Below are 15,069 nucleotides of genomic sequence, written 5' to 3' on the forward strand. Positions count from 1 at the left end.
CACATAACTTGAAGAACGGCCGGACGGACAGGAACGATGGGAGTATTGGGTGGCATCAAGCGGACGATCGTGTCGGCCGTGGAAGGCTTCAGTGACGACGAGTTGATGACGCGCGCGGCGGCGTTGTCGTTTTACGCCGCGCTGTCGTTCGCTCCCTTGCTGCTGCTTCTGGTGTGGCTCGTGTCCATGCTGCATCCGGCATGGCAGGGCGAGCTTTCCGAGGCGCTGGCCGGTGTCGTGGGCGAACGCGCGGCTGAGGCGCTGAATGTCGTGATCGAAAGTGCCAAGTCCCACCCGAAGCTGGGTGACCTGGCGGGGATCATCGGCATCGTGGTGACCCTGTTCGGTGCATCGGCCGTGTTCGCGCAGTTGCAGGCCACGCTCGATCGCGTGTGGCGTGTGAAGGCGAAGCCGGGCGAAGCGGTCGGAGCGTGGCTGCGTGCGCGTGCAAGGGCATTCGCCCTTCTGGGTGGCATCGCCTTCATGATGATCGTTTCCTTCCTCGTCAGTGCGCTGATCCAGGCGCTGGTGCGGGGCGAGGGAATGGTGTGGAAGATGGCCGAGTACGCGATCTCGGTGCTGGTTTTCGTTACCGCGTTTGGCGCGATGTACAAGGTCTTGCCCGATGCGGTCATCTCCTGGAGCGAGGCACTCATCGGCGCGGTTCTCACGACGGTGCTGTTCCTTGCAGGCAAATATGCGATCGGCCTTTACATCCAGTACGCCAACGTCGGCGGCGCCTATGGGCCGGCGGGAGCCTTCATCGTGCTGCTCACCTGGACGTATTACTCGTCCATCATCGTGTTGCTGGGGGCGGAGTTGACCCGTGGCGTGGCCGACGCGCGGGGCAAGCCCATCCAGCCCAGCGAGCATGCCGTGCGCATCGAGGCCGCGCCTGCGGAGCTTCCCGACGACGCGCCGGGCCGTCCGGCGGGGCGGCTGTAGTATGTTGGTGACGGGCGGCGCGCCCCACGTCGCCGCGGGACGTTAAACATGCTCCAGAAGGTGTCACCGGAGCCACGTGAAGAACCGGCCATGCGCGAGGTGCTCGATGGGCGCCGGCAGGGCCTTGCCGGGCTGTTGCCGTTCGCCGGTCCGGCTGTCGTCGTTTCGGTGGCCTATATCGATCCGGGCAACTTCGCCACGAACATTCAGGCGGGTGCTCGCTACGGCTACGGGCTGCTCTGGGTGGTGGTCCTGGCCAACCTCGTCGCCATGCTTTTCCAGAGCCTTTCGGCGCGACTGGGCATCGTCACCGGTCGGAACCTCGCCGAACTGTGCCGCGAGAGGTTGCCCAGGCCTGTCGTGTACCTGATGTGGGTGGTGAGCGAACTGGCGGCCATGGCCACCGACCTCGCCGAATTCCTGGGCGGTGCCATTGGCCTGGCGCTGCTGTTCGATCTGCCACTGCTGGTGGGCATGGGCATCACGGCAGTGGTCACCTACGCGCTCCTGCTGCTGGAAGGCAAGGGTTACCGGCGACTGGAACTGGCCATCGGTGCCCTGGTGGGCGTGGTCGGGCTGTCCTATCTCGCGGAACTCTTCATCGCGCCCATCGGCTGGCAGTCGCTCGGACAGCAGATCTTCGTGCCCAACCTGCCGGACAGCGCGGCCCTCGCCATCGCGGTCGGCATCATCGGCGCCACGGTGATGCCGCATGCGCTGTTCCTCCACTCGGGGCTGACCGAGCGACGCGCGCGGCCGAAGACCACGGACGAGCGCCGCCGGATCATCCGGCTGTCCAACCTGGAAGTGGTGCTGGCGCTTTCCGTGGCGGGGCTGATCAACCTCGCGATGGTGGTGATGGCCGCCGGCGCGTTCCACGGCAGCCATCCGGACGTGGCGAAGATCGAAACCGCCTACCAGACGCTGGTGCCGCTGCTGGGTGGCGCGGCCGCCACGATCTTCCTGGTGTCGCTGATCGCCTCGGGCTTTTCCAGCTCCGTGGTGGGCACCATGGCCGGCCAGATGATCATGCAGGGCTTCGTGGCTTTCCGCATTCCCCTGTGGCTCCGCCGCGCCGTCACGATGCTGCCCAGCTTCGCGGTGGTCATCGCGGGCGTGGACGCCACGCATGCGCTGGTGATGAGCCAGGTGGCCTTGAGCATCGCGCTGCCGTTCCCCATGGTCGCGCTGGTGTGGTTCACCAGCCGGAGCGATCTCATGGGCCCCTTCCGGAACCGGGTGCCGATCACCGTCGCGGCCGTGGTGGCGGCCCTGGTGGTGCTGGCGCTCAATATCGTGCTGCTGCTCGACGCCTTCGGTATGGTCTCGCTCTAACATCCAAAGCTGCTAACCTCCCGCGCCTTACCGACCGGAGATTGCCATGAGCCTTATCCAGACCCCCGTTTCCTACGGCGAACTGATCGACAAGATCACGATCCTGCGGATCAAGCTGCAGGAGATCAAGGACGAGGCCAAGCTGGCCAACGTGCGCAACGAACTGGAGCTGCTCGAGGCAACGTGGAGCAACGACAAGGCGTCCGAGGTGGACATCGCCGACGAAACGCGCCGCCTGCTGGAAGTGAACCAGCGCCTGTGGAAGATCGAAGACGACATCCGCATGAAGGAGCGCGCGCAGGCGTTCGACCAGGAGTTCATCAAGCTGGCCCGCTCCGTTTACATCGAGAACGACGAGCGCGCGGCGATCAAGCGCGAGATCAACGTGAAGCTGGGCTCCACCCTGGTCGAAGAGAAGTCGTACCAGGATTACCGCGCTCCTGGCGTCTGATCTCTGAACAGATGGTGCTTTGTGTGGGAGCCGCTTCAGCGGCGATGGGTGCTCGCGGCGAGGTTGCCCGCTGCCGCGGGATCGCCGGCACAGCCGGCTCCCACAGGTGCCGTCGTCCATTTAGCCATGCAAGCGCAACTGCAAGTGCGCCGCGCATGCCTCGAAGCGATCGATCATCTCGTCCACCTGCACCAGGTCCATGACCCCGGGTTTCTCGATCTTCGTGCCCCAGGGAATCTCCGAGGCCGGCTTGCCCAGGAATGTGCGCGAGGCCTCGTCGTATTTGTCCACGCACCAGCGGCGATCGGAGTAGGGCCCGGAGCGGTTGGGGTTGCTGGCCGCGTGCAGACCCAGCACCTTCACGCCCGCCGCGTTGGCCATGTGCATCGGCCCCGAATCCGGCGTGAGGATCATCGCGCTGCGTGCCAGCAGGGCCATGAAGCGTTTCAGCGTGTCCTTGCCGGTGAGGTCGAGCGGCGCCTGCCGCACGGCCGCCAGGATGGCATCGGCCAGCCCGCGTTCCGCCGCGGAGGGTCCGCCCACGAGGGCCACGCGCATGCCGCGCGCCATCGCATGGTCGATCAGCGCGGCGTAGCGCTCCACACGCCAGTTGCGCACCGTGTGGCTGGACATCGGGCTGACCAGCAACGTGGGGGTGTCGCCGGGCAGCTGTTCCGCCGCCCAGGCGTGTGCCTCGTCCGGCACGGGAATGTCCCAACGCACCTCGGTCTGTTTCAGGCCCAGCGGTTCGATGAAGCTCGCCATGGCGTCCAGCACATGCTCTCCGCTGCGCGCCGGAATCCGTTCGTTCACGAACAACCCGTGCAAGTCCTTCGACCGGGCCCGGTCGTAGCCTATGCGTCGATCCGCCTTCACGGCGAGGCTGAGGAGATTCGAACGCAAGGCTACCTGCATGTGCAGGAGGGCGTCGAAGCGCCGGCCGGCCAGTGCGTCGCGCACGGCCTTCACCCCGGCGCGGCCCGCACCCTTGTCGAACGTGACGAACTCCACGCCCGGAAGGTCGCCGACGAGCCTTCGCTCGAGCTTGCCGACGATCCATGTGATCCGCGATTCCGGCACCTGCGACTGCAAGGTGCGCACCAGCGGAACAACGTGGGTCACGTCGCCGATGGCCGACGTGCGAAGGATGCAGAGGCTGGAGGCTCCCGGCGGGAGTGGGCGGCTTGGTAGACTGGGCACGAAAGGGTTACCGGATGGGTAGGGCCGCGGAAGGCGGCCGGCAAATGACAGAGCAACGAGTGGATCAGGGCGCGGGCGGTACGATTCTGTTCGACGCGGCCCGTGCACCTCAAGTCGACGCTGACTGGTTCTCGCCCCATCGCTGGCGCGAGCGCGGTGCGCTGCGGTCCCAGCCCGGCGGCCGGGGCGGGGTGGCCGTCATCGACACGCCCGCGGGCGAAGCGGTGCTCCGGCATTATCGCCGCGGCGGCATGGTCGCGCGCCTCTTTGGCGACCGCTACCTCTTCACGGGCGGCGACCGCACCCGAAGCGCGCGCGAGTTCCGCTTGCTGGCGGAGCTGTCGCGGCGCGGCCTTCCCGTGCCGGCGCCGATCGCGTCGCGCTACGTGCGCGAGGGCTTTCGTTATTCGGCCGATCTCATCACGGCCTTCATCCCCGGTGCCGCCACCTTGGCCGAGCGCCTTGCCGATGGCGCCATGAATGCGGCGCTGGCCGGCCGGGTCGGCACCACCATCGCGCGATTCCACCGTGCCGGCGCGTGGCATGCCGACCTCAACGCCCACAACATCCTGGTGAACGGCAGCGATACCTACCTCATCGATTTCGACCGCGGGCGCCTGCGCCGGCCTTCGGCGGCCTGGCGCCGGGCCAATCTCGCCCGGTTGAAGCGCTCGCTGGTGAAGCTCGGCGCACGGGAGGCCGCGGGAGACACCTTCGATGCGGAATGGTGGCCGGCGTTGATGGAACACTACGAACGGGCCCTGCGCGAATGAGCTGGCACCTGCACTTCCTAGGCGCCGGCGCTGCGCATGCCCTCGAACTCGGCTCGTCGGCGGCAGTGCTTGAGCGCGACGGCAAGCCGGAGCTCCTGATCGACTGCGGGCCGGACACGCTGCACCGCTACATGGCGGCTTACGGCAGCCTGCCGCCGGCCCTTTACGTGACCCACGCACACATGGATCACGTGGCCGGCATGGAAGGGCTGTTTTTCCGCTCATGGTTCGACGAGGCGCACCGCGGCCGCATGAAGGTGTTCATGCACGCGGCGCTGCTGCCCTGGTTGCAGGCCAGGGTCGCCGACTACCCGGGCGCGCTCGCCGAGGGTGGTGTGAACTACTGGGAGGCCTTCCATCTCATTCCGTGCACGCGCGGCTTCTGGCATGCGGACCAGTGGTTCGACCTGTTCCCGACGCGCCACCACGTGCATGGCACGTCGTATGGCCTGGCGCTGCGCGGCAGTTTCGTCTACACCGGCGACACGCGGCCGATTCCCGAGGTGCTGGCCATCCACGGCGTGAACGGGGAACTCATCGCGCACGATTGCGGCGTGATCGGCAATCCGTCGCACACGGGCGTGGACGATCTGGAGCGCGAGTACGACGAGGCATTCCGGCTGCGCATGGCGCTCTACCACTACGGCGGCATCGCCGATGGCGAGACGCTTGCCTCGCGCGGCTATCGCATCGCCCGCCCGGGCGAGCGGCTGGCGCTGCCCGAGCCGCACCCGCCGGGGCCCGCGGCGGGTTAAACCGCTTTGTGTGGGAGCCGCTTCAGCGGCGATGGGTGCTCGCGGCAAGGTTGCCCGCTGCCGCGGGATCGCCGGCGCAGCCGGCTCCCACAGAGTCATGGCGCTTGTCTCGCCCATCCCTCCCGGTTATCCTTCCGCTTCTTTGCCGGACAGGATGCCGGGGAAGAGGTTGTACCAGTGCGGAGAGGTGTCCGAGTGGTTTAAGGAGCACGCCTGGAAAGTGTGTATACGTTAATAGCGTATCGCGGGTTCGAATCCCGCCCTCTCCGCCAGTTATGTCTTTATGGTGGCCCTGTCGGTCCCCCCGCGACGATAGCCCGTAAACCCCGCCAGGTCCGGAAGGAAGCAACGGTAGCGGACGATTCGGGTGCCGGGGTGTGGCTGGCAGGGTCATCGCCTTTCGGGGGCGAGCTTTCCCACCCCTCCGGTCCTTGGCACAATCCACTGTCGTCCCAAGGTACTACGCATGTCCTATCAGGTCCTCGCACGCAAGTGGCGCCCCCGCAAGTTCGCCGAACTCGTGGGCCAGGAGCACGTGGTCCGCGCGCTCACCAACGCGCTCGACTCCGGGCGCATGCACCATGCCTACCTCTTCACCGGCACGCGCGGCGTCGGCAAGACCACCATCGCGCGCATCTTCGCCAAGTCGCTCAACTGTGAGCGCGGCGAATCGGCCGATCCCTGCGGCGAGTGCGCCGTCTGCACGGCGGTGGACGCCGGCCGCTTCGTCGACCTGCTGGAAATCGACGCGGCCAGCAACACCGGCGTGGACGATGTGCGCGAAGTGATCGAGAACGCGCAGTACGCACCGTCGCGGGGCCGTTTCAAGGTGTACCTCGTCGACGAGGTGCACATGCTGTCGAAGCCCGCCTTCAATGCACTGCTGAAGACGCTGGAAGAGCCGCCGCCGCACGTGAAGTTCCTGCTCGCCACCACCGACCCGCAGAAGCTGCCGGTCACGGTGCTGTCGCGCTGCCTGAAGTTCAACCTGAAACGCCTGCTGCCCGAACAGATCTCCGGACAGATGCGCCATATCCTCGGCGCCGAAGCCATCGAGTACGAGGACGAGGCGATCGCCGCGCTCGCGCATGGTGCCGACGGCTCGTTGCGCGACGGTCTGTCGCTTCTTGATCAGGCCATCGCCTACGGTGGTGGCGCGCTGCGCGCGGCCGACGTGCGCGCCATGCTCGGTAGCGTGGAGCGCGGTCAGGTGCTGGGCGTGCTGGAAGCCCTGGCCGCCGGCGACGGCGCGGCGCTCATGGCGGAGTCCGATCGCATCGCGTCGTACTCGCCCGACTTCGGCGGCGTGCTCGACGACCTGGCCACGGTGCTGCATCGTGTGCAATTGATCCAGCTGGTGCCGGGGTACCGCGGCGAAGAGGCCGACGCCGGTCTTGCCGATCTCGCCGCGCGCCTTGCCCCGGAAGACGTGCAGCTCTACTACCAGATCGCCACCAGCGGCCGCCGCGAACTGCCGCTGGCGCCGGACGCGCGCATCGGTTTCGAGATGGTGCTGTTGCGCATGCATGCGTTCCGTCCGGTGGAAGCCGGGCAGGGCGTGGCGGCGCCGCGTGCCGCCGCAGCCGCGCCGCAGCCGCGCCCGGCACCGCCCGCGGGTGTGCCGGGTCCAGATCGCTCCGCGTCCGGCGCAGCGGGCGGCCCGTCATCCTCGCGTACCGCGCCGGCTGCGCCACCCGCGTCGAGGCCGGCCGCGGGTCCCGCACCCGCGCCCGCACCCGCACCCGCCGCGCCGCCGCGTCCCATCGCCGTGGGTGCCAACGGCCTGCCGGACTGGCACGACATCGTGGAGCGCGCGAACCTGCGCGGTCCCATCGGGCAGTTGGCGCAGAACTGCTCGCTGCGCGAGATCGAAGGGGAGACCATGGTGCTGGCGCTCACGCCTTCGCACATGCACCTCGCCGTCGAACCGCTTACCAGCCAGATGGAAGAGAAGGTCTCGCAGGCCCTCGGTCACCGTGTTCGTTTCCGTTTCGTCGCCGACCGGGGCAACCTGGGCACACCGGCGGAGCGCAGGGCGCAGGCGGCCAGCGACGCGCAGGCCAATGCGGAGGCCTCGATGGAAGCCGACCCGCTCGTACAGACGCTGAAGCGCGAATTCGACGCGCGCGTCATTCCCCAATCGATCAAACCCGTGGAGCCAGGAACGTGAAAGGTCAAATCGGTCAGCTGATGCAGCAAGCCCAGCGCATGCAGGACGAGATGAAGCGTGCGCAGGACGAACTCGCCAAGACGGAAATCACCGGCAGCGCCGGCGGTGGCCTCGTCACCGTCACCATGACCGGCGGCCACGAAGTGCGTTCGGTGCACATCGACCGCCAGGCTTTCGCGGACGATCCGGAGATGGCCGAAGACCTCGTCGCGGCGGCCGTGAACGACGCCGTGAACAAGATCGCCGAGCTGAGCCGCTCGCGCCTTGGCGGGGTCACGGCCGGGCTCAACCTTCCCCCCGGTTTCAAGATGCCGTTCTGACGAACGGCTGCCGTCCACGATGAGCAATGGCTCCCGCCTCCTCGGCGAACTGATCGACGCGCTGCGCTGTCTGCCCGGCGTGGGTGCGAAGAGCGCGCAGCGCATGGCCTTCCACCTGCTGGAACGGGAAAGGCAGGGTGGCTTGCGCCTGGCTTCGGCGCTGGAATCGGCCATGCGTGACGTCGGCAATTGCACGCGCTGCCGCAATTTCAGCGAAACGGCAGTGTGCTCGCTTTGCGCCAGTGCCAGTCGCGATCGCCAGGTGCTGTGCGTGGTGGAGTCGCCGTCCGATCTCGCTGCGATCGAGCAGGCCACCGGCTACCGGGGGCACTATTTCGTGCTGCTGGGCCGGTTGTCGCCGCTCGACGGCCTGGGCCCTGACGAACTGGGTCTGCCCCTCCTGGCCGAGCGTCTTGGGGAGGGGGAGGTCGAGGAAATGATCATCGCGACCAATCCCACAGTCGAAGGCGAAGCCACCGCCCATTACATCGGCCAGCTCGCGAAAGCCGCGGGTATCCGTGCCACGCGCCTGGCCCATGGTGTGCCGTTGGGCGGCGAACTGGAGTTCGTCGACCGCGGCACGCTTGCCCATGCATTCGGAAGCCGGCAGTCGCTCGGCTGACCATCGAGGAATCAGGATGACAGACACGATTTTCGCCAAGATCGTCCGCCGCGAGATCCCCGCCGACATCGTCTATGAAGACGACGATGTGCTGGCTTTCCGCGACCTCAACCCGCAGGCTCCGGTGCACGTGCTGTTCATTCCGAAACGGCCCATCGCTACGTTGGACGATGCGGCGCCCGGCGATGCCGAACTGCTCGGCAAGCTCTTGCTCGCTGCCGCGGCATACGCGCGCGAGCAGGGATTCGCGAAAGACGGTTATCGCACGGTGGTCAACACCAACACCCACGGCGGGCAGACGGTGTTCCACATCCATGTGCACCTCCTTGCTGGACGCCAGATGCACTGGCCGCCGGGCTGAGAGCCGCAGCCGAGCGCAGATCCGGCGAATGGACCCGTCATCGCGTCTTGACTCGCCAAGGTTGGCGAACTCCATACATGAGCGTTCGCCATAACCATTCCATAGGTCCGAACCGATGCCGCTTCAGCCACCAGTGGCTGACAAGCACTTGGCCCAGGTAAACAGCCATTCCAAGCCACATGGCTTGCGATGAACTCAGGCGGCCAAACAGACCCAGCCCGTACCCGAAGAATATCCAACCGAAAATCAGCGACTGAGCCAGATAGTTGCTGAAGGCCATTCGACCCAGAGGGCCGAGCAGGCTCAGCAGGCGTTGGGTCCCGGTGAACGTGCAAAGGGCGATGCAGGTGGCGCCATAGCCGATGGCGAGCAAGACCGGGGCCAGGGTGATCAGAGCGGAGACGACTGGCGCCAAGCCTCGCCAGGGAGATCCTGCCTCGGGCAATTCCAGCAGGTTCATGCCTAAACCAAGGACGAGGCCGAGCACGGCGGCGCCGATGAGTACACGGCGATGCCTTTCGGGATGACGAAACATACCGCTCCGCCAAGCGAGCGCGCCAAGCAAGAACAACGCGAACGTCCGCGGCGCCACCAACACGTGGAGCGGGACAATGCGAGGTATCTCGGCGAGATTGAAGCGGACGACTTCGCTCCAGGTTCCACTCGAATAGACCGACGTGGCAACTTGGACGTATTGCCGGAGTGCCGCTTCATCCGGTCCAAGGAAACTGTCAGGAAGCCACCACGGCATGGCGGCATAACTCAGCAGGCCCATGACACAGGCGGCGATGAGGACGCGATTCGACGCATATAGGAATGGCAGGACCGTCAGCCCTATCAGCGCGTACTCCGTAAGAATGTCGCCATTCCAGATGAAGCACAGATGCAGGATGCCAAATCCAAGTAGAACAAGCAGTCGCCTGACCAGGAGTGTCAGGCGCTGTGCGTTGGCAGCGAGTCTCTCGAACTGGATGGCAAGGCCAATACCAAATAGCAGGGAGAACAGAGCAAATGCCTTCGATTCCATGCCGATGCTGACCACCGCATCGACCACATGATCCAAGTGGGATCCTTCCATCGTCGGCGGAAGAAACTGCCGAAACAACGAAACACGGAACTCGGTGATCAGGTTGACCGAGAGCACACCGAAGAGCGCCACTCCGCGCAGCACGTCGATCACGGCTATCCGATGGGCAGGGCGAATGGGTAGCGCAACTTCCTGGCGCACACGTTCGCCCGGTGCTGAAACTTGAGTATCCATGTTAGCCACCTGGGGTGCTCATTGGCCTGCGCACTATCGCGCGATTCCCCAAGTAGCGGATCATTGCACACACCGCCGCACGGGCAGCTTGTCGCGGCGCTTTCGATGACAGACTCGTCGTGGCGTTCACTAGCCCGGTATCGCCAAAGCGCTTTGCACCTGAGCGTCTTGCACGCCGAAGGCTCTGGCCTCACCGTCCGAGCCGACGGCGGCGCCAGCCGCTGGCCACATGCATTCGCCTTGGCGAATGAACCGCTGCATCAAGGCAGCGTGCCGGACTTCCGCGAAGAAACAAAAAAAGCCGGCATCGAAGCCGGCTTTTTTGCGTCACTTGCGAGGCGGAGGTGCAGGCACCGGCCTCGGCACGATGATCGTGCGCGGGCGGTACCAGAACGGGTCGCCCCACGGACCGTAACCGTACGGGCCCCAACCCGGACCCCAGCCCGGGCCCCAGAACGGGTCGTAAAAACCTGGCGGGTAGCGGTTCACCGGAACGCGCTTCGGCCACAGGTACACGACATCGGCTTCGACGCGAGGATAGGCGTAGTCGAAGTCGCCCACCTTCTGCGTGACGGCGCCACGCAGCGTGCCCGTGACGGTAATCTCGCGGCCGCGGACGAACACTTCCGGATCGTAGAAGCCGTCGCGGCAGGCGACGAAGCGGCCCTGGCTCTCGTTCTTGCTTGCGGTGGGCCGTGCCTGATCGTCGAGCGGCTCGGACAATACGAAGAAGCAGGTCTGCTGCGGGCCCGGCTCGGTCTTGATGATCTCGCCACCCCAGCGCACCTTGGCGCCCGGCGCGCCGCCCTGCTGGGCACCGGCCGTGGATACGTCGTTGAACTGGCCCTGCAGCGGCTGGGGCACGGTGGCGCAGGCGCCGAGTGCGAGAGTCGCCGCGGCGATGGCCAGCGGTTTGTACATGGACATGTCACGTCTCCTGAATACCGGGCACGGCCGATACCATGCCCTTATTTGACCACGCGGCGCGCCTTGAATTCCTTCACCTCCCGTCGAAACCGGATGACCGATTCAGGCGGCGGTTCGTCATGCCCGTAGCGCGATCTTAAGTAAAGCTCGCCCAACCTTTCCAATGCATTTCTCTGTCCCGGCAGTGCCCGTGCCGCGCGTGCAAGAAAATGCTTCGGTCCTTCACCTGTCCTTCGCACCACGCCGACCCGGGCAAGCTTGCGCTGGAGCCGGCGCATCGACGCGTCCAGTGCATCGCCCTCGTGACGCTGGAACAGGGCCCAACCCAACGCCACGGCGACCAGCAAGGCACAGCCGACGGCGAAGATCGCGACCAGCTCCGACGACTCCGCGCGTGCGATGCCGAACGGTTGCAGCAGTCCCTGCTGACGCAACGCGTCGAAACCGATAACGCCCCGGTTCCACCATTGGTTGACGACGTCCCAGCGGTCGCGCAGGTTGCGCAGCCAGGCCATGTCGAACAGGCCGTCGTTGCCACCGTGCCCCGCGTTCGCCGCGGCGGCGCCGAGTTGTACGCGCTCCGGGCGCACCGCTGCCGTCGGATCGAAGCGAACCCACCCGCGTCCCTCCAGCCACACCTCCGACCACGCATGCGCGTCGGAGCGCCGCACCAGCAGGTAGCGCGCGTTCGCGTTCCAGTAGCCGCCCTGGTAGCCGGTGACCACGCGGGCGGGCAGGCCGGCGGCGCGCATGAGGAAGGTGAACGTGGACGCGAAATGCTCGCAGTAGCCCTCGCGCGTTCCGAACAGGAAATCGTCGATGCGGTCCTGGCCCAGCGGCGGGGCGGCAAGCGTGTACGAGAAATTCGCGTGGAACATCGCGAGCGCGGCGCGCGCGATGGCCTGAGGATCGTTCCCATAACGCTGCGCCCAGGACGCGGCCAGCGCGCGTGCGCGGGGGCCGACTCCCATGGGCAACAACAGGTTCTCCCTGCGCACGTCGTCGTCGAGGGTTGCCTCCAGCCGATAGCGCGTGGCGGCAAGCCCCGGGAACGAGGTGACTTCGTCGATCCGCTTTTGCGCAAGCACCGTGTGGTCGGCGCGCATCGCGGTGTCGGGCGGGGCGGCCATTGGCAGGTCGAGCATGGGCACCACGCGGTCGTGCGTGGGCTCGACCGACACCTCGTAGACCGTCTGCGCGCCATATTCGGCGGGCGCAGGCGGACGGCGTGCATTGCGGAATCCGGGTGCCCAGGCCTTTCCGTCGAACCATTGCATGGTGAACGCACGGAAGTAGCGTTCGGCGTTCGCCGGCGGCGGGCCCGCGAAGGTCACGCGAAGCGCCGGCGTGTCGTCGGTCATCAACTCCATCATCTCGCCCGGAGCCAGACGGTTGGAAAGCCCCGTGGTGCTCGCGGCATTTTGCGGCGCTCCCCATAGCGGCGTACTGAGCCGCGGCACGAAGAGGAAGGCGAACAGCGAGAGCGGCACGGCGGCGAGCAGGGCGAGCAGCACGGGTTTGAACTCGCCCGCCAGGCTCGTGCCCTGCGGGTCGATTTCTTCCAGCGAGCGCAGGGTTGCCAGCGCCGGGACGATGCCAAGGCACACGAAAAAGCTTGCGACCAGTCCCTGGTCGAAAAGCAGCGCGCTCATCAGCGCGAAGCATGCGAACGCGATGCCGACGCGGGCGTCGCGGCGGTGCTCGCTTTCGAGCAGCTTGAGCACGAGGAGGCCTACCGCGAAGGCGCTGCCGGGCTCGCGTCCGAACAGCGTGCCGTTCTGCATCACGACGGCGCCGAGCAGCAGGCCGATGAGGGGCAGCTTGATCCAGGCGGGCGCGTTTCGTCCCCCGCGGCGCCGCTGCCGCCAGCGCGCGGCAAGCACGACGGCGAGGGCTCCGGTGAGCCACAGGGGCAGGTGTGCCGCATGCACGAGCAGCACGAACGCCATGGTGAGGCAGAGCAGGTCGAACGGACGCTTGCCCAGTACGGGGTCGGTCGTCGGCGCACGCCGGAGGGAAGGGCGAAAGCCGGTCACGGCCGCAGCGCCAGGGCGGTCATGCAACGGTGGTAGTGCTCGTCTCCCTGCGCCACGTCGAAATAGGCGTCAGGAAGGCGCAGGCTCCAGCGCCGGCCGGCGTCGCGCGCCTCGTCGATCCAGCGCGTGAGCCGCGCGATACGCGACTCATCGTCGAGGCCATGCATGCCGTCCCAGTCCAGGCGCCAGTCTTCCTGCGGCGCGGGCTGCTCGAGATCCTTCACCAGCAAGCCGTGGTGGCGGGCACTGAGTTTCCAGGCAATCTGCCTTCTGGGATCGCCCGCCCGGTATTCCCGCAAGGCCGCCGGTTCGTCACCGGGACGCGGGCGGCCACGGTCGGCGTCGCCGCGCGGCTCGAAGGGCTTCGGGCCGTGTGCCTCGGGGCGCGGATACACGAGCACGTTGCGGTCGGGGTGCAGCCAGCTCCAGGCCCTGAAAAGACCGAACGGCCAGCGACTGTGCAAACGCATGCGCGGAAGGGCGAGCCACCCGCGGAATTCCGCCGGCAGTTCGAACTCCACGGTGGCCGTGCCCCCGTCGGGAACGACGAAGGCGAATTCGCGGCCAGCGACGTCCAGCCGTACCGCCATGCGTTCGCGCTGGCTGGCCGCGACGTCGATCGAGACGCGTACGGCTTCGCCCGCGCGTGCGGTGCCTGCACGCACGCCCCCGATGGTGAGGCCATTGAGTACGCGGAAGGCGACCAGCATGCTGCCCGATGCCGCCGCGCCCAGCAGGCAGGTCAGCATCAACGCGGCATTGTTCGCGTAGTTCAGTGCGCCGACCAGCATCACGGCGAGCAGGAGGGAGAAGCCCATGCCGAAGCCGGTCGGCACGATGTAGATGCGCCGCCGGTGCAACAGGATGGGCAGCGGCTCCGCATGGCGGAGCCGGGTCAGCGACGGCAGGCGGCGTTCCGCCCAAGCCACCAGCCGCTGTACCTGCGGCGGCATCAGGGCACCGCGGTCTCGGCGAGGATGGCGCGCGCGATGGCCTCGCGATGGCTGCCCCGCGCCGGCACGAGGCGGTGGGCCGCAGCGGGGACGAACACCGTTTGCAGGTCTTCGGGAATGACGTAGTCGCGGCCGCTCATCAGCGCCCACGCGCGCGCCGCCGCCAGCAGCGCAAGGCCTGCACGCGGCGACAGGCCCACGCGCACGTCGTTGTGCTTGCGGCTGGCGCTCAGCAGTGCCTGCAGGTAGTCGAGGAGGGTGCCGCTCGCTTTCACCGCCTGGGCCGCCGCGTGCAGCTGGGCGATCGCGGCCACGTCCAGCCGGGGCGCGAGCGTGGCCATCATGTCGCGGCGGTCTTCGCCCGTGAGCAGGGCGCGTTCGGCGGCCGGGTCCGGATAATCCAGGCTCAGCCGGAGCATGAAACGATCCAGCTGCGAATCCGGCAGCGGGAACGTGCCCGCCAGGTCGAGCGGATTCTGTGTAGCGACCACGAAGAAGGGCTTGGGCAATTCGCGGGTGACGCCATCGACGGTGGTCTGCCCCTCGGCCATCGCTTCGAGCAGTGCGCTCTGCGATTTGGGCGTGGCGCGGTTGATCTCGTCGGCGAGCAGCAGGCTCGTGAAGATCGGGCCGGGATGGAACCGGAACTCGCCCGTCTCGCGCTCGTAGACGCTGACCCCGATAATGTCGGACGGCAGGAGGTCGCTGGTGAACTGGATACGCTGGAACTCGAGGTCGAAGGTGGCAGCCAACGCATGCGCCAGCGTGGTCTTGCCGACGCCCGGCACGTCTTCCAGCAGGAGGTGCCCGCCTGCGATGAGGCAGGTGAAAGCCAGCTTCACCTGGCGCGGCTTGCCCAGCAGCACGCCGTTGACCTGGGCCAGGGCGGCATCGAGCCGATGGCGCAGCATTTCATCGTGGAGTGGAGTCGTCGCGGACATGATCGATGCGTATGCCCCC

General features: G+C 67.0%; 15 protein-coding genes, 1 tRNA gene and 1 other RNA gene. 11 read left to right on the plus strand and 6 right to left on the minus strand.

The features are described from left to right. Positions 1-36: 36 nt before the first annotated feature. From FHS47_RS04150 to FHS47_RS04160, 3 genes are read left to right on the plus strand one after another with little or no spacing between them, the layout of a single operon-like run. Positions 37-945: a YihY/virulence factor BrkB family protein gene (locus tag FHS47_RS04150; RefSeq protein ID WP_167023328.1), complete on the plus strand. Its 909-nt coding sequence runs from the start codon at positions 37-39 to the stop codon at positions 943-945. 48 nt (positions 946-993) lie between these two features. Then, positions 994-2,280: an Nramp family divalent metal transporter gene (locus FHS47_RS04155; protein WP_208381785.1), complete on the plus strand. Its 1,287-nt coding sequence runs from the start codon at positions 994-996 to the stop codon at positions 2,278-2,280. A gap of 46 nt (positions 2,281-2,326) precedes the next feature. After that, positions 2,327-2,731, plus strand: a complete 405-nt coding sequence (locus FHS47_RS04160) for a DUF6165 family protein (RefSeq protein WP_167023331.1) — start codon at positions 2,327-2,329, stop codon at positions 2,729-2,731. Positions 2,732-2,851: 120 nt separating this feature from the next. Here the strand turns inward: FHS47_RS04160 and FHS47_RS04165 are convergent, their stop codons facing one another. Then, the gene (locus FHS47_RS04165; RefSeq protein WP_208381786.1) at positions 2,852-3,853 is read right to left on the minus strand and encodes a glycosyltransferase family 9 protein; all 1,002 of its coding nucleotides are present in this window, start codon (positions 3,851-3,853) and stop codon (positions 2,852-2,854) included. 122 nt (positions 3,854-3,975) lie between these two features. Between FHS47_RS04165 and FHS47_RS04170 the strand changes: the two genes are divergently transcribed. From FHS47_RS04170 to FHS47_RS04205, 8 genes are all read left to right on the plus strand, one after another. Further along, positions 3,976-4,704: a 3-deoxy-D-manno-octulosonic acid kinase gene (locus tag FHS47_RS04170; RefSeq protein ID WP_167023336.1), complete on the plus strand. Its 729-nt coding sequence runs from the start codon at positions 3,976-3,978 to the stop codon at positions 4,702-4,704. Then, positions 4,701-5,459: an MBL fold metallo-hydrolase gene (locus FHS47_RS04175; protein WP_167023339.1), complete on the plus strand. Its 759-nt coding sequence runs from the start codon at positions 4,701-4,703 to the stop codon at positions 5,457-5,459. The genes FHS47_RS04170 and FHS47_RS04175 overlap by 4 nt, the downstream gene beginning before the upstream one ends. A gap of 181 nt (positions 5,460-5,640) precedes the next feature. Further along, a tRNA-Ser gene (locus FHS47_RS04180) sits at positions 5,641-5,731 on the plus strand. 21 nt (positions 5,732-5,752) lie between these two features. Further along, positions 5,753-5,849, plus strand: an RNA gene (gene ffs / locus FHS47_RS04185) — signal recognition particle sRNA small type. Positions 5,850-5,925: 76 nt separating this feature from the next. Beyond that, positions 5,926-7,629, plus strand: a complete 1,704-nt coding sequence (gene dnaX, locus FHS47_RS04190) for a DNA polymerase III subunit gamma/tau (RefSeq protein ID WP_167023343.1) — start codon at positions 5,926-5,928, stop codon at positions 7,627-7,629. Then, a complete protein-coding gene (locus FHS47_RS04195; RefSeq protein ID WP_167023347.1) occupies positions 7,626-7,949 on the plus strand; it encodes a YbaB/EbfC family nucleoid-associated protein in 324 nt (107 codons plus the stop codon). Before dnaX ends, FHS47_RS04195 begins: the two co-directional genes overlap by 4 nt. Positions 7,950-7,968: 19 nt before the next feature. Beyond that, positions 7,969-8,571 carry a recombination mediator RecR gene (gene recR / locus FHS47_RS04200; RefSeq protein ID WP_167023349.1) on the plus strand — a complete coding sequence of 201 codons (603 nt, stop codon included), beginning with the start codon at positions 7,969-7,971 and terminating at the stop codon, positions 8,569-8,571. Between the two features lie 16 nt (positions 8,572-8,587). Then, positions 8,588-8,932: a histidine triad nucleotide-binding protein gene (locus FHS47_RS04205; protein ID WP_167023352.1), complete on the plus strand. Its 345-nt coding sequence runs from the start codon at positions 8,588-8,590 to the stop codon at positions 8,930-8,932. Between the two features lie 37 nt (positions 8,933-8,969). Here the strand turns inward: FHS47_RS04205 and FHS47_RS04210 are convergent, their stop codons facing one another. The 5 genes from FHS47_RS04210 to FHS47_RS04230 all read right to left on the minus strand — a co-directional run bounded on the left by FHS47_RS04210 (position 8,970) and on the right by FHS47_RS04230 (position 15,050). Continuing rightward, the gene (locus FHS47_RS04210) at positions 8,970-10,193 is read right to left on the minus strand and encodes a DUF418 domain-containing protein (RefSeq protein WP_167023355.1); all 1,224 of its coding nucleotides are present in this window, start codon (positions 10,191-10,193) and stop codon (positions 8,970-8,972) included. A gap of 327 nt (positions 10,194-10,520) precedes the next feature. Beyond that, the gene (locus FHS47_RS04215; protein WP_167023357.1) at positions 10,521-11,120 is read right to left on the minus strand and encodes a Slp/YeaY family lipoprotein; all 600 of its coding nucleotides are present in this window, start codon (positions 11,118-11,120) and stop codon (positions 10,521-10,523) included. Positions 11,121-11,161: 41 nt separating this feature from the next. Next, positions 11,162-13,156: a DUF3488 and transglutaminase-like domain-containing protein gene (locus FHS47_RS04220; RefSeq protein WP_208381787.1), complete on the minus strand. Its 1,995-nt coding sequence runs from the start codon at positions 13,154-13,156 to the stop codon at positions 11,162-11,164. Next, positions 13,153-14,109: a DUF58 domain-containing protein gene (locus FHS47_RS04225; protein ID WP_167023360.1), complete on the minus strand. Its 957-nt coding sequence runs from the start codon at positions 14,107-14,109 to the stop codon at positions 13,153-13,155. Before FHS47_RS04225 ends, FHS47_RS04220 begins: the two co-directional genes overlap by 4 nt. Next, the gene (locus tag FHS47_RS04230; RefSeq protein WP_167023364.1) at positions 14,109-15,050 is read right to left on the minus strand and encodes an AAA family ATPase; all 942 of its coding nucleotides are present in this window, start codon (positions 15,048-15,050) and stop codon (positions 14,109-14,111) included. The genes FHS47_RS04225 and FHS47_RS04230 overlap by 1 nt, the downstream gene beginning before the upstream one ends. Between the last annotated feature and the right edge of the window lie 19 nt (positions 15,051-15,069).

It is taken from the genome of Luteibacter sp. SG786, from assembly GCF_011759605.1.
Classification (GTDB): Bacteria; Pseudomonadota; Gammaproteobacteria; order Xanthomonadales; family Rhodanobacteraceae; genus Luteibacter.

Coding starts and splice junctions, on each gene's coding strand:
- FHS47_RS04150 (WP_167023328.1), top strand. CDS start 37: ATGGGAGTATTGGGTGGCATCAAGCGGACGATCGTGTCGGCCGTGGAA.
- FHS47_RS04155 (WP_208381785.1), top strand. CDS start 994: ATGCTCCAGAAGGTGTCACCGGAGCCACGTGAAGAACCGGCCATGCGC.
- FHS47_RS04160 (WP_167023331.1), top strand. CDS start 2,327: ATGAGCCTTATCCAGACCCCCGTTTCCTACGGCGAACTGATCGACAAG.
- FHS47_RS04170 (WP_167023336.1), top strand. CDS start 3,976: ATGACAGAGCAACGAGTGGATCAGGGCGCGGGCGGTACGATTCTGTTC.
- FHS47_RS04175 (WP_167023339.1), top strand. CDS start 4,701: ATGAGCTGGCACCTGCACTTCCTAGGCGCCGGCGCTGCGCATGCCCTC.
- dnaX (WP_167023343.1), top strand. CDS start 5,926: ATGTCCTATCAGGTCCTCGCACGCAAGTGGCGCCCCCGCAAGTTCGCC.
- recR (WP_167023349.1), top strand. CDS start 7,969: ATGAGCAATGGCTCCCGCCTCCTCGGCGAACTGATCGACGCGCTGCGC.
- FHS47_RS04205 (WP_167023352.1), top strand. CDS start 8,588: ATGACAGACACGATTTTCGCCAAGATCGTCCGCCGCGAGATCCCCGCC.
- FHS47_RS04210 (WP_167023355.1), bottom strand. CDS start 10,193: ATGGATACTCAAGTTTCAGCACCGGGCGAACGTGTGCGCCAGGAAGTT.
- FHS47_RS04215 (WP_167023357.1), bottom strand. CDS start 11,120: ATGTCCATGTACAAACCGCTGGCCATCGCCGCGGCGACTCTCGCACTC.
- FHS47_RS04225 (WP_167023360.1), bottom strand. CDS start 14,109: ATGCCGCCGCAGGTACAGCGGCTGGTGGCTTGGGCGGAACGCCGCCTG.
- FHS47_RS04230 (WP_167023364.1), bottom strand. CDS start 15,050: ATGTCCGCGACGACTCCACTCCACGATGAAATGCTGCGCCATCGGCTC.